This window comes from Pedobacter hartonius (assembly GCF_900107535.1).
Taxonomy (GTDB): Bacteria; Bacteroidota; Bacteroidia; order Sphingobacteriales; family Sphingobacteriaceae; genus Pedobacter; species Pedobacter hartonius.
Map to the genome: position 1 here is coordinate 36,690 of NZ_FNRA01000013.1, position 14,312 is coordinate 51,001.

The 14,312-nt window shown below is 42.2% G+C and carries 11 protein-coding genes; 7 read left to right on the top strand and 4 right to left on the bottom strand.

The genetic code is table 11. The annotated features are described in order from the left end of the window. The first annotated feature begins 57 nt into the window (after positions 1–57). Both BLW16_RS19290 and glgB read left to right on the top strand, forming a co-directional pair. Positions 58–2,529, top strand: a complete 2,472-nt coding sequence (locus BLW16_RS19290; protein ID WP_090559514.1) for a glycoside hydrolase family 31 protein — start codon at positions 58–60, stop codon at positions 2,527–2,529. 57 nt (positions 2,530–2,586) lie between these two features. Beyond that, positions 2,587–4,545 carry a 1,4-alpha-glucan branching protein GlgB gene (glgB, locus tag BLW16_RS19295; RefSeq protein ID WP_090559515.1) on the top strand — a complete coding sequence of 653 codons (1,959 nt, stop codon included), beginning with the start codon at positions 2,587–2,589 and terminating at the stop codon, positions 4,543–4,545. A gap of 805 nt (positions 4,546–5,350) precedes the next feature. On the opposite strand, the gene gap is transcribed toward glgB, so the two are convergent. From gap to pfkA, 3 genes are read right to left on the bottom strand one after another with little or no spacing between them, the layout of a single operon-like run. After that, positions 5,351–6,352, bottom strand: coding sequence for a type I glyceraldehyde-3-phosphate dehydrogenase (gene gap, locus BLW16_RS19300; protein ID WP_090559516.1), 1,002 nt, complete (start codon positions 6,350–6,352; stop codon positions 5,351–5,353). Positions 6,353–6,357: 5 nt separating this feature from the next. Continuing rightward, positions 6,358–7,200 carry a hypothetical protein gene (locus BLW16_RS19305; protein ID WP_090559517.1) on the bottom strand — a complete coding sequence of 281 codons (843 nt, stop codon included), beginning with the start codon at positions 7,198–7,200 and terminating at the stop codon, positions 6,358–6,360. Position 7,201: 1 nt separating this feature from the next. Beyond that, the gene (gene pfkA / locus BLW16_RS19310; protein ID WP_090559518.1) at positions 7,202–8,188 is read right to left on the bottom strand and encodes a 6-phosphofructokinase; all 987 of its coding nucleotides are present in this window, start codon (positions 8,186–8,188) and stop codon (positions 7,202–7,204) included. 477 nt (positions 8,189–8,665) lie between these two features. Between pfkA and BLW16_RS19315 the strand changes: the two genes are divergently transcribed. After that, complete coding sequence (locus tag BLW16_RS19315; RefSeq protein ID WP_090559519.1) at positions 8,666–9,355, top strand: NUDIX hydrolase; 690 nt, start codon at positions 8,666–8,668, stop codon at positions 9,353–9,355. A gap of 47 nt (positions 9,356–9,402) precedes the next feature. Here BLW16_RS19315 and BLW16_RS19320 read toward each other — a convergent pair whose 3' ends face one another. Next, entirely contained in the window at positions 9,403–10,269 is an 867-nt protein-coding gene (locus BLW16_RS19320; RefSeq protein ID WP_090559520.1) for an N-acetylglucosamine kinase, read from the bottom strand. 509 nt (positions 10,270–10,778) lie between these two features. Between BLW16_RS19320 and BLW16_RS19325 the strand changes: the two genes are divergently transcribed. The 4 genes from BLW16_RS19325 to BLW16_RS19340 all read left to right on the top strand — a co-directional run bounded on the left by BLW16_RS19325 (position 10,779) and on the right by BLW16_RS19340 (position 14,308). Continuing rightward, on the top strand, positions 10,779–11,819 hold the full coding sequence (locus tag BLW16_RS19325; RefSeq protein WP_090559521.1) for a threonine aldolase family protein: 1,041 nt from the start codon (positions 10,779–10,781) through the stop codon (positions 11,817–11,819). Positions 11,820–11,830: 11 nt separating this feature from the next. Then, on the top strand, positions 11,831–13,321 hold the full coding sequence (gene accC, locus BLW16_RS19330; RefSeq protein ID WP_090559522.1) for an acetyl-CoA carboxylase biotin carboxylase subunit: 1,491 nt from the start codon (positions 11,831–11,833) through the stop codon (positions 13,319–13,321). A 3-nt stretch (positions 13,322–13,324) separates the two neighbouring features. Further along, a complete protein-coding gene (locus BLW16_RS19335) occupies positions 13,325–13,912 on the top strand; it encodes a riboflavin synthase (protein WP_090559523.1) in 588 nt (195 codons plus the stop codon). Between the two features lie 96 nt (positions 13,913–14,008). Further along, positions 14,009–14,308, top strand: a complete 300-nt coding sequence (locus BLW16_RS19340; RefSeq protein WP_090559524.1) for a hypothetical protein — start codon at positions 14,009–14,011, stop codon at positions 14,306–14,308. Positions 14,309–14,312: the final 4 nt, after the last annotated feature.

The window sequence follows — 14,312 nt, forward strand, 5'->3', positions numbered from 1 at the left end:
TTTAGCTATGCCAATAAGGCGATATTACTATACAAGCACATTACAGAGACCATTTTTATGGAAGAATTTGAAGAACAAGGAAACGAAATAAAGAACAGCGAGAACATTAAGGAAATAGTAGAAGAAACTATACAGCATTTAAATAATCCGGTACTCGATCTTAAGCCGATCGTCAAAAAATATCTTACTCAGGTTCAGAATGTTCGTCAGGACGGAAACAGGTTTTTCTTTTCAGACGGAGAAGCAAGTGTTGAAGTGAGGGTGGTAAGTGATGAGATTATCAGGGTAAGACTTGCTCCTCATGGTGTATTTCTAAGTGATTTCTCTTATGCGGTTCCTGTGGTGGACCAGAAGGTGAGCACTTTTCATATGACGGAGCTGGAAGATGCTTACCATATTGCTACAAATACGATCACCTGTAAGATCAGGAAAAGTGATTTTCATGTATCCTTTACGGAGAACCTTTCACAGCTGGTCATGAGTGAAGACGCATCGCCAATGCACTGGGAAGAAAATGCAGAATTTGGTGGTTATTATGTATTTGCGACAAAAAAATGTTTTCCTGAGGAAAACTTCTTTGGGCTGGGGGACAAGTCGGGCAATATGAACCTGCGCGGCCGCCATTTCCAGAACTGGAATACCGATGCCTATTCCTTCTCCTGGGATCAGGACCCCCTTTACAGAACCATACCTTTTTATACCGGCGTTCACGAACAGTCTGCCTATGGTATATTTTTCGATAACACCTTCCGTTCGTATTTTGATTTTGGGAGGGAAGACAACAACAAGACCAGTTTCTGGGCTGATGGCGGCGAACTGCAATACTATTATATTCACGGTCCGCATATGATGGATGTGGTTAAACGTTATCAGACGCTTACAGGCACGCATCCTATGCCCCCAAAATGGGCTATGGGCTATCATCAGTGCCGCTGGAGCTACTATCCGGAAACGAAAGTCAAAGAAATAGCTGAAGGGTTCCGTTCAAGGGACATCCCCTGCGATGCCATTTACTTTGATATCGACTACATGGACGGCTACCGCTGTTTCACCTGGAACAAAAAGCATTTTCCTGATCCGCGGAAGATGATCAAAGAACTTGCTGCTGACGGTTTCAAGACCGTGGTGATGATTGATCCGGGAATTAAAGTAGACGACAACTATTGGGTTTTTAAAGAAGGAAAAGAGAACAATTACTTCTGCAGAAGAAGCGACGATTATTTTATGGAAGGCCATGTATGGCCCGGAAGATGTCAGTTCCCTGATTTTACCAATCCTACAGTAAGGGAGTGGTGGGGTGGCCTGTACAAAGAACTGGTAGATATGGGCGTTGCGGGTGTTTGGAATGACATGAATGAGCCTGCAGTTTTTGGTGCCGGTACTTTTCCAAATGATGTCCGTCATAACTATGATGGCTTCAGGGGATCGCACCGCAAGGCACACAACGTTTATGGGATGCAGATGGTCCGCTCTACTTATGACGGACTGAAAAAACTGATGCGCAACAAGCGTCCGTTCACGATCACCCGGGCCGGCTATTCCGGTATGCAGCGTTATGGCTGTGTGTGGACCGGGGACAATGTAGCCAGCTGGGAACATCTGAAAATAGGAAATATACAATGCCAGCGGATGTCCGTATCCGGCGTCCCTTTTTGCGGAACGGATATCGGCGGGTTCAGCGGCGAGCCTGATGGGGAACTCTTTACCCGCTGGATACAACTGGGAACCTTCTCTCCATTCATGCGTGCGCACTCTGCCGGTGATACTGCAGAACGGGAACCATGGAGTTTTGGTGAGCCTTTTACCAGTATCAACAGGAAGTTCATAGAGCTCAGATACAGGCTCATGCCATATATTTATTCCGTCTTCTGGGAACATCACCGTTATGGTTTTCCTATCCTGCGACCGCTGGTGATGCTGGAGCAGGAAAATGTGGCGAACCATTTCAGACAGGATGAGTTTGCCTATGGTGATAAGATCCTGGTATGCCCTATCCTGGAAAAGGATGCTGTTTCAAGGACCGTCTATTTGCCAAAAGGACAGTGGTATAATTTCTGGACACATGAACTGCTGTCAGGAGAGAACGAGCATCACATTGAGGCACCTCTGGAAACGATGCCCATCTTCATCAGGGCAGGAGCAGTGATTCCGGAATACCCGGTAATGCAGTATGTGGGCGAGAAAAATGTGGAAGAAGTTTTGCTGAATATCTATTACGCTAACTATGAGGTGAATTCATTTTTCTTTGAAGACCATGGCGATACATTTGCCTATGAGCAGGATATCTATTCGGAGAAAAAATTCATCGTAAAGGGTACTGAGCGCAACCTGACCATTCAGCAGAAACTGGAAGGACTCTATACGCCTAACTATGAATTGTATAATTATAACTTAATTGGCATTCCTTTTGGAGTAAAGAAAGTAAGTGTAGATGGGATGGAGATTAAAGACTACTTTATTGATGACCGTAATTCTCTGCGCTTTAAATCCAATAAAAACTTCTCTGAAATACAAATACTGAGTGTTTAACTAACACCCGGAACCTGGATGTAGGAATTTGAAAACTGAATAATAACCCCATAGATAATGGCTAAACCAAAGCAGCGCAAACCTGTAGATGAAATAGTTGCTGAGCGTACTGACACACCTGTATGGATTTTTAGTCTGCTTACAGACTTTGATATAGCCCTGTTTATTTCGGGCAAGCATTTTCGCTTGTACGAGAAATTAGGTGCCCACCTCGTAGAGATCAACAAGATAAAAGGAACATATTTTTCGGTATGGGCACCTGATGCACGGGACCTGTATGTAATGGGCGACTTTAACCAATGGAATAAAACATCACACCGTTTGTACAAACGGCTTGATGCCTCGGGCATCTGGGAAGGTTTTGTTCCGGCAACGGGCAAGGGTACTATCTATAAATATTTTATCAGGGGTTTTGACGGATCAGCCATTGAAAAGGGCGACCCTTTTGCAACGCGATGGGAACATCCACCGCAAACTGCTTCTATTGTGTGGGATACCGATTATTCCTGGGAGGACAAAACCTGGCTGAAGAACAGGGAAAAGCTGAATGCACTGAACCAGCCGATGTCTGTGTACGAAGTGCATCTCGGTTCATGGCAGCGTGACCCGTCTGAACCTGAGCGGATACTTACCTATAAGGAAATTGCCAACAGCCTCGTTCCATATGTGCTTGAAATGGGCTTCACCCATGTAGAGCTAATGCCAATTATGGAATACCCATATTTCCCATCATGGGGTTATCAGATTACAGGATACTTTGCGGCCAGCTCCAGGCATGGAACACCTCAGGAACTGATGTACCTGATCGAGGAGCTGCACAAAAATGGCATTGCAGTGATCCTGGATTGGGTACCCTCACACTTTCCGGGCGATGCCCACGGGTTATTTAAGTTTGACGGCACGCATTTGTATGAACATGCAGATATGAGAAAGGGCTTTCATCCCGACTGGAAATCCTACATTTTTAATTATGACAGAAATGAGGTAAGGTCTTTCCTGATCAGTAATGCGATGTACTGGCTGGATCAGTTCCATGCAGACGGGCTGCGGGTAGATGCTGTGGCCTCTATGCTTTATTTTGATTTCTCCAGGAAAGCAGGTGATGCGGCAACAAATGAACATGGCGGCTCAGAAAACCTTGGGGCAATTCAGTTCCTGAGAGACCTGAATGATTCGATATATACCAATTTTAAAGGCGTACAGACCATCGCAGAGGAAAGCAGCACTTATCCGGGGGTTACACACTCCGTGGAGCATGGCGGCCTTGGATTCGGCATGAAATGGATGATGGGCTGGATGAACGATACGCTGAAGTATTTCAAGACCGATCCGCTGGGCAGAAAATACCATCACCATCAGCTGACTTTCAGTATCACCTATGCCTTTACCGAAAACTTTATGCTGCCTTTTTCTCATGATGAGGTAGTGCATGGCAAATCTTCTATGATCTATAAAATGCCGGGCGATGAATGGAGAAAACATGCAAACCTGCGTTTATTATATGCTTATATGTTTACCCAGCCCGGTACCAAGCTGCTTTTTATGGGGAATGAGTTTGCGCAGAACGGAGAGTGGAATTTTACCAAGTCGCTCGACTGGGACCTGCTCCAGTATGCCTCCCATCGTGGAATGCAGAGCTTCGTGAAGGCACTCAATAAATTGTACCGTACGGAACCGGCGCTCTATGAATTCAGTTTTTCTCCGGAGGGTTTTGAATGGCTGAGTGCAGATGATGCAGATCACTCTATCTTCGCCTATATCCGCAAAGGGCATAAAGCGGGCGATACACTGATTGTCATCTTAAACATGACCCCGGTATACAGGCAGAACTATAGAATGGGGCTGCCCTTTAAGGCCAACTGGAAAGAGATCTTTAACAGTGACAGCAAGGAGTTTTTTGGCAGTGGCAAGCTCAATCCACAATCCTTTGCGCCGGAACAGATTGCAGCAAACGGAAGGGAATATTCTATTCAGATCAATATTGCGCCACTGGGAGCGATGGTTTTAAAACAATAAATTTATATTGGGATTTATACAAGGTAGTGTAAAGCATCCTCGTTAAAATAATAAAATTTGAATTGAAGCAAAAGGCTGGTTTACTATGCTCTCAAATAAAATGTGTTACCCTATCATTTTTTAATAGGAACATGAATTGTTGTCGAGTATTTTAAAATATAAGTATCACTGACAATACTTAAACTTATCTATGACCAGGCTAAGTTTCAGGCCGGATTTGCAGCTGATCTGAGTAAAGCTGATACCAATTTTATGGCAGCCTCGCAAGGACCGATTTTCGGTGAGTGTTTATTTCACAACCGGATGCCGTTGCCAAAGTGATCATCGAAGCTGCAGAAACTCTTTAAAAGGTAAATAGACTTGTAATATTCTGAATCTTAGATAAAGCAATGCAAACATCGGCAATGATGTTTGCATTGCTTTATCTGGTATTATTTGCGATTGATCAACTACCCTGAAGAATTGACGCTGGAAGCGGGAGGAGCACTGCCCGGGTTTAGTTTTGGGCAATCCTGGTACACACCTATATTACTCCTATTGCAAACCTATCCCTGACCTACCCAGCGAGTAGGTTTACGATAGCGTTATGATAGGAACAATGGACGTTTAATGGATGGTTGCGTAAAAGGCATAGCGGCCAGAATGCTGCGCGAATTGCAGCATATGCCGTAAGCGGGCGGGCTTTGCATCAATTTTAAGTTTTTGCTGCTTATTTTGGGTTAAAAAAAGGCTATAAAAAATGAAAGGGATGATCCATCCGGAATCATCCCTATTCTAACCAAATATAAACCTGTATGAACGGGTTTTACTTTAAGTTTCCGTAATATTCAACGAATTTTGCTAAAGCTGATGAATAGCCCCATTCGTTATCATACCATGAAACCACTTTTACGAAGTTATCATTCAATGCAATACCTGCATTGGCATCAAAAATAGATGCGTGGTCATCACCGATAAAGTCAGAAGAAACAACTTCATCTTCAGTGTAACCCAAAACACCTTTCAATTCACCTTCAGAAGCTGCTTTCATCGCATCTTTGATCTGTTGGTAAGTTGCTGGTCTTTCCAGACGTACTGTTAAATCTACTACTGAAACGTCAGAAACCGGTACACGGAAAGCCATACCAGTTAATTTACCTTTCAATGCAGGGATTACTTTAGTTACTGCTTTAGCAGCACCTGTAGCAGAAGGGATGATGTTAGAGAAACCACCACGGCCACCTCTCCAGTCTTTATGAGAAGGACCATCAACAGTTTTCTGCGTAGCAGTAACCGCGTGTACAGTACTCATTAAACCTTCAGCAATACCCCAGTTATCGTTTAATACCTTTGCAATTGGTGCAAGGCAGTTTGTAGTACATGAAGCGTTAGAAACAACAGTTTGATCTGCTGTCAGCTGGTCGTGATTTACGCCCATTACATAGGTAGGGATTGAATCATCTTTAGCCGGTGCTGAAAGAACAACTCTTTTTGCACCTGCAGTAATGTGTTTCTCTGCATCAGCCTGAGTCAGGAATAAACCTGTAGACTCAATAACAGTTTCAACACCTACTTCATTCCATTTTAAGTTTGCAGGATCTCTTTCTGCAGTGATACGGATAGTTTTTCCGTTTACTACAAGATTTCCACCAACAACTTCAATCGTTCCATCGAAACGACCGTGTGTAGAATCATATTTTAACATATAAGCCATATAATCCGGCTCAACCAGATCATTTATAGCAACGATGTCTAAACCTCTTTTTAAAGCAGCTCTAAAAACTAATCTGCCAATACGGCCGAAACCGTTTATTCCAATCTTTGTCATTATTATTAATTTGAATAGTAATTAAGTAAGTTATATATTGGTTCTTTGGTAATCGTGGTAATTTCAAAGTTATTTCTCTCTGCAACCAAACGTAAACGGTCCTGAAAGTTTCCTGCAACTATGCCTACAAAATGCACTTCCTTGTCAGGATGCTGTTTTAAAGTAGGTAAAAGGTATATGTTTACATAACGTTGAAAGGCATCATCAATTAATTGCTGAATATACGGATGTTCTCTGTTTTCTATATAAAAATCAAGGAAAGAACTTAGAAACTGCTGTGCCAATGACTTCTTATAGACTCTCTCCAGGATCTCTGCCCTGTTAATATCATATTTCGTGCCGAACTTTTTCAGCAGTTCAGCTGGCAGTTTTTCCTGCAAATAGTATTTCAGAATGATCTTTCCCAAGTAATTGGCAGAACCTTCATCACCCAGGATAAAGCCAAGGCCAAAATTGTTGGGCAGGGGATTATGGCCGTTAAAATATGCGCAGTTCGCTCCGCTGCCAAGGATACCAACAATGCCCGGTTGATTATAACAAGCTGCAATTGCGGCACCATGAAGATCATCTTGAACAGATATCTTGCTGAATTTGAAAAAGAGCGACAAGGATTCTGCCAGTTCGTTTCTTCTTTCAGCGCAGGTAGCACCGGCCGCAAAAACGTAGATCTTCTTGATCTGTTCTGCGTGATTGATCAGGATAGTCTTTTTATTGAGCTGCTGTAGTAAAGTTTTCTGATCAACAAAAAAAGGGTTGATGCCCGGCATACTGCATTCAGCTATCGTTTTACCGTCTTTAGCTATTTTCCAGATTGCGGTTTTTGTACCACTGTATACTACAGCTATCATATTAGATGGATAAAACGTGAGTCATTTCTAAAAGGTCGCTTTCTAATTTAAAGTTATGTTCAGACAGGGCCTCATCGAGGCTCGTTAATGCAATTTCATTTCCCCTTAATCCCACCATCATCTGTGTGCTGCCCTTCAGCAATTCATTCACAGCGGCATAACCTAAACGGCTGGCTAAGATCCTGTCAAAGCTACTCGGACTTCCACCACGCTGCAAGTGACCTAAGATAGTAACCTTTGTATCGTAGTGATCGAACCTTTCCTTTACATGTTTTGCAATATCATAGGCACCTCCCTGTTTGTGGCCTTCTGATACAATGACTATACTGGAAGTTTTTTTCGTGATGGCACCTGCTCCAAGCTGTTTTACCAGGTCATCAATACTGGTCTCTTTTTCTGGCAGCAGCACTGCTTCTGCACCACATGCAATTGCACTTCGCAGAGCAATACATCCGGAATCCCGGCCCATCACTTCAACAAAGAACAGCCTGTCATGGGCATCTGCGGTATCCCTGATCTTATCAATGGCCTCGATCACGGTATTCATTGCCGTATCGTAACCTAAGGTGAAATCAGAACCATAAAGGTCATTGTCAATAGTGCCGGGAATACCGATCACATTGATCTGATGCCTTTGCGCAAAACGACGTGCACCCGTAAAAGTCCCGTCTCCTCCAATCACAACCAGGGCATCAATGTCATGTGCCTTCAGGTTTTCAAAGGCAAGGTCCATGCCTTCGTCAGTTTTAAATTCTAAACAGCGTGCCGTTTTTAATATTGTTCCACCCATGTGGATGATGTTGCTCACAGAACGTGCATCCATTGGAATAATATTATTAGTTATCAATCCCTGATAGCCCTGCAAGACACCAAACATATTTATACCATTGTATATGCCGGTGCGTACAACCGCTCTAATGCATGCGTTCATTCCCGGAGCATCTCCTCCTGAGGTTAAAACAGCTATATTTTTGATATTTGGTCTCATCTTATAGGATACGAATATACCGTGTAAATTTTACACTAAGTAATTTATTTTGATTTTTTTATATAAATCGCAGGCAAGTATATTAATTTGCTTTAGTTTTTAAAAGTTTTATGTTTTATAAGCTATGCACAGTCTGATCCTACTGTTGTCTTTTAAATGCTGCGGATAAATCAAAGATAGCACAATATCTTGACCGGAGAGCTGCATCCTGAGGTGATTCATTTTGAAATTGCAGAAAGCAATTATGTGACTGGAATGTTACATCATTTGTTGTAAAATACATGTAAGTTACATTATGAATTTTATTAAAAAAGTTTAATACATTTACGAGAATTCATACTTTTAACGCTCTTTCAAAAAGTAGAAAAAGTACTATTTATAAACTTCGTAAAATGTGTAAAAGCTATTTTTTGATAGTTACAGCCACGATTTATGAGGGAAAATTAACCAGATATTGTAAAATTAACACTTATTGTTTTGATTGAAGTCTTACCACAATTTAATTCCACCTTTTCAATTGATTGTATTTTGTTTGGATTTGATGAGGGAGAATTGAAAATTCTGCTCATTGAAAGGAACGAGGAGCCTTTTAAAGATTGGTGGGCTCTGCCAGGGAACCTGGTAAGTGAAAACGAAAGCCTGGACCAGTCTGCCTCACGTATTTTGCATGAACTTACAGGAATAGAGAATGTATATATGGAGCAATTCTATACCTTCGGTGACATCGGGCGGCATCCGCAGGGGAGGATCATTTCAGTAGCCTATTATGCAATGCTCAGGCTGGGGGGCGACAAAGCCCTGAAGCCGATCAGCAACTATGCCAAACAGGCCCACTGGATCAATGTGAAAGAATTGCCCAAGCTTGCGTTTGACCATCAGAAGATCTTTGACCAGGGCCTGGAGAAGATCAAAAGGAGAATCAAACATCAGCCCATCGCTTTTGAACTGCTTCCCGAAAAATTTACGCTCACACAACTACAGAATGTATATGAAGTCATCCTGGGCAAAAAATTGGATAAAAGGAATTTCAGAAAGAAAATGCTCAGTTTCAACGTCCTGAAAGACCTGAACGAGAAACAAAAAGGAGTATCCTTCCGTGCTGCTACCCTGTATCGCTTTGATAAGCGGAAATACGGAAAGTTATTTGGTAAAGAGATCTCGTTTTAAAAACGGGATCTCTTTGGGATCTTGACAATTTAATTAAAGGCGTATCTTTATTTTGCGAGTTTCTTTGAAGCCTGCATGTGGTAATCAACCAGGTCATCTATAGGAGAACGGATGATCTTTCCTACACCCATTTCATATCTGTCAGCAACAATGCTCAGGATATCCCTGAAGCTATATCCTACAGAACCCACGCAGTTCAGTTTGTAGTCTTTATAGTTCGGATAATGAATAACCAGGTTTTCAAAAAATGCGGTGAAAGCATATTCTACAGTAGAGAATGTATAGTCTTCATAGTTATCTTTGAAGTCATATAAAAATTTACTGAAGCCAGCACAGAAACGATTTGGAAGTGGCTTGTTGTAGATATGGTCAAATATATCTTCGTTGGTTAACGCAAAATTATCGTAGAAGCTTTCTCTTAATCCTTTAGGCATATAGCCTTTCATATAGTCACTTAGAATACGTTTGCCGATGAAACATCCGCTACCCTCATCACCAAGGAAATAACCCAGGGAATCAATGTTCAATGAAATATCGGTTCCGTCATACAGACAGGAGTTTGTTCCTGTACCCAATATAGCAGCAAAACCGGGTTCATCACCCAATAACGCCCTGCAGGACGCCAGCAGATCATGACCAATATGGATCTCCGCATTCACAAAAACCTGAGCCATGGCATCGCCTACTATTTTTTTCTTGGCATCAGTTGAACAACCGGCACCGTAATAATATACTCCTCTGAGTTTATCAGCCTCTAAGTGATCTGGTAAAGACTTTTTTAAAGATCCAACAATGTAATCAGTATCTGAGAAATAAGGATTATAACCTTCGGTATTAAAATGAATTTTTCTACCAGCTTCATTAAGTAAGCACCAATTGGTTTTGGTTGAACCACCATCTGCAATAACTATCATCTTAATTTGTTTTTTGGGGGGTAAAAGTAAATAATCCTGACAATTCAAATTTGTTTTTTTCCATTTGATTTTCTTTTTATCATTATTAATTACACATGATCTTTTTGTTTTTTTTTATCCGATCCTGCGTTCTTATTTGGTTAGTTTCTCTCTCTGTCCAGTTCAGCAGGGTTAATTTCTGACTGAATTGGGATAACATACCGGGGAACTTAAAGTTTATATTTTTAAGTAATCAACAGTTGTTCAGCGGTTTGTGTGATTTTTGGGTACATATTGTCAAAATAACACTAAGCTAAAATTACATTAGTTATTTTAAAATCCAAATTTTAATAAAATTAAAACAGAGTTTAAATGTCATATATTCTTTAATGATATCAAATAATTAAATTTTAAATGACTCATATATAGGTATTAAAGAATTTTATATGGCCTTATTATAATAATTTCGACTTCAGTCAGAAAAGAAAATAGAAAAATGTAATATTTGTACGGTTTCAAAGAAACATACCATGCAGATAAAAACAGACTTTAGAAGTGATACGGTTACTTTGCCTGTACCGGGCATGTTAGCAGCAATGATGGCGGCAAAAGTTGGTGACGATGTTTATGGTGAAGATGACACCGTTGCGGAACTGGAAAATAAATTAGCACGGACTTTTAATATGGAGGCCGGTTTATTTTGTCCGTCAGGCACCATGACCAACCAGATAGCGATCAAATGTTTCACCCAGCCTATGGATGAAGTGATCTGTGACCAGACGGCGCATGTTTACCGTTATGAAGGCGGTGGTATCGCTTACCATTCCATGGCATCCGTGCGCCTGCTTCATGGCCCCAGAGGTATACTTACTCCTGAATTAATAGCCCCGGAGATTAATGATGATAATATCCATTACCCTAATTCCAGCCTGGTGGTACTGGAAAACACCGTGAATAAAGGTGGAGGAGCATGTTATACGCTTGAGCAGATCGCGACGATCTACGAATTGTGCCGGCGTAATGGATTAAAACTGCATCTGGATGGCGCCAGGATATTCAATGCGCTGACAGCTACAGGAGATGAGGCACAACAGTACGGACAATATTTCGATGGGATTTCGGTTTGCCTCTCTAAGGGACTGGGTGCACCTATTGGGTCCGTTTTGCTGGGCTCAAAGGAAACTATTCATAAAGCAAGGAAAATCCGGAAAGCCTTCGGAGGTGGTATGCGGCAATCCGGATTTCTCGCTGCTGCAGGAATTTATGCCTTGGACCATCATGTATCCAGGCTTTCGGAAGACCATGCCCACGCTCAGCTACTGGCAGAAGCACTTAAAGAAACAGCATATGTTGCTGAGGTTATGCCGGTAGAAACAAATATTGTGATCTTTAAAATGGCCGCAGGGTATAGCTCTGCTGCAGTACTGGGTAGTTTAAACGAAAAGGGCATTTTATGCGGCACAACCGGGCCGGATACGATCCGGTTCGTGACGCATCTGAACATCAGTCCGGAGATGGTCGCGCATGCCATTCAAACTATAAAAGAACTAAAACCTGCCAGGAATTCGTAATTTGGTGTACCATGAATAAAATCTTAGTTGCAAACAGAGGAGAGATCGCCCTGCGTATCATGCGCTCGGCAAAGGAGATGGGCATACAGACGGTAGCGGTGTTTTCCGAGGCTGACAGGGAAGCCCTGCATGTGCGTTTTGCGGATGAAGCCATCTGTATTGGCCCTGCCCCCGCAAATCAGTCCTATCTCGTAGGCGAAAAAATTATCGATGCCTGCCGTGTAACGGGGGCGGAGGCAATCCATCCCGGTTATGGATTTTTGTCGGAAAACCCTTCATTTGCAACTATGGTAGCCGAAGCGGGACTGATCTTAATCGGCCCTACACCTGAAGCAATGGCCATCATGGGCAATAAGTTATCGGCTAAAGCTGCGGCACTGAAATATAATATTCCAATGGTTCCGGGTACGGACGAGGCGATCAAGGACATCGGGGAAGCGAAAAAAAGAGCTGAAGAAGTAGGCTTTCCCATTCTGATTAAAGCTGCAGCAGGAGGCGGGGGGAAAGGGATGAGGATTGTTGAGAATTTAGAGAGCTTCGAAGAGCAGATGCTGATGGCTGTAAGTGAGGCACAATCTGCTTTTGGTGATGGCGCTGTGTTTATTGAACGTTACGTTTCGTCTCCAAGGCACATAGAGATTCAGGTACTGGGTGATACGCATGGCAATATTGTACACCTGTTTGAACGGGAATGCTCTATCCAGAGGAGGCATCAGAAGGTGATTGAAGAGGCTCCTTCATGCATACTCAGTCCGGAGATCAGGGCCCGCATGGGTAAATGTGCAGTTGATGTGGCCAGATCCGTAAATTATACAGGAGCAGGCACAGTAGAATTTATTCTGGATGAAAACCTGGACTTCTTTTTCCTGGAAATGAATACCCGCCTGCAGGTGGAGCACCCGGTGACGGAACTGATCACGGGGCTTGACCTTGTGAAGGAGCAAATCAAGATTGCCAGGGGCGAGGTATTGTCCTTTACACAGGAAGACCTGAAAATCAAAGGGCACGCGATAGAACTGAGGGTATATGCCGAAGATCCGGCGCATAATTTCCTGCCAGATATTGGCACCCTGAAAACATATAGCACACCAAAAGGCAATGGCGTAAGGGTTGATGATGGCTTTGAGGAAGGAATGGAGATCCCTGTTTATTATGACCCGATGATCGCTAAGCTGATCACTTTTGGTGCCGACCGGCAGGAAGCGATTTCAAGGATGTTAAGGGCTATTTCAGAATATGACATTACGGGCATTCAAACCACTTTGAACTTTGGTAAGTTTGTGATGGAACACGAGGCCTTTATCTCAGGCAATTTTGATACTCATTTTGTGGCTAAATATTTTAACCCCGATGTGATAGATGAGGGGGCTGAGGATGAGGCACTGATTGCAGCGATAGTAGCATTAACGCGCTTTAAGCCGGACAACAGCTCAGGTGCCACATCAACGGCCAGGTCCGGATTAGAAAATAACTGGCGTAAAAACCGGCTTAAATATAAATAGATTATGTTTACAGGTATTATAGAAACATTTGGTACAGTAAGTAATATAATTAAAGAGGGTACAAACCTCCATTATACCATTACATCTGATTTAAGTAATGAATTAAAAATTGATCAGAGCGTTGCCCATAACGGTGTATGTTTAACGGTGGTCGCACTGACAGATCATACACATACTGTGACTGCTATCCAGGAGACCCTGGAGAAAACCAACCTTCAGTACCTTACAACAGGCATGAGGGTGAATCTGGAACGCTGTATGCAGATGAACGGACGGTTAGACGGACATATTGTTCAGGGACATGTAGACCAGACAGCGGTGTGTGTGCTGAGAGAGGAACTGGATGGCAGCTGGGAATACCGTTTTAAATATGATGCTGCCAAAGGAAATGTAACCGTCGAAAAGGGCTCTGTATGTGTAAATGGTATTAGTCTTACCGTTGTAAATTCCACAACTGATGAGTTCTCTGTATTTATCATTCCTTACACTTTTGAACATACCAATCTTCAGGAAGTAAATGTAGGTAATACGGTAAATTTAGAATTTGATATCATCGGGAAATATGTCGCCCGGCTGCTTCAAAAGTCATAAATCAATTGTAAATAAAAAAAATCGATCAAACTATTGGCAAGGTAATTGGTTATTCACAAATAGATATAATTAATTAGGAACTTAAAATTGAATGATATGGATACTTTGAAGAAGTTTGAATTGATGGAAAAAATTGTAAGGGAATTAGAGGACTTACAGCACTCACAACAAGCAATTATTCAGAAGATTGGGAAAATTGAAGTAGATAATATTGAACTGAGTGATAAAAGACTGGAAAAGGATTTACCGGACATGCATCAGAGAGTAGCAGATAACCTGGATACTATTGTTGGTATACTTGAATACTTTGCTGATAAAACACAAAACTTTGGTAATCAAAATAATGTTGATGCGCTGAAAGAACAGCAGGTAATCAATGACGCGGTTGGGCACTAAGAAC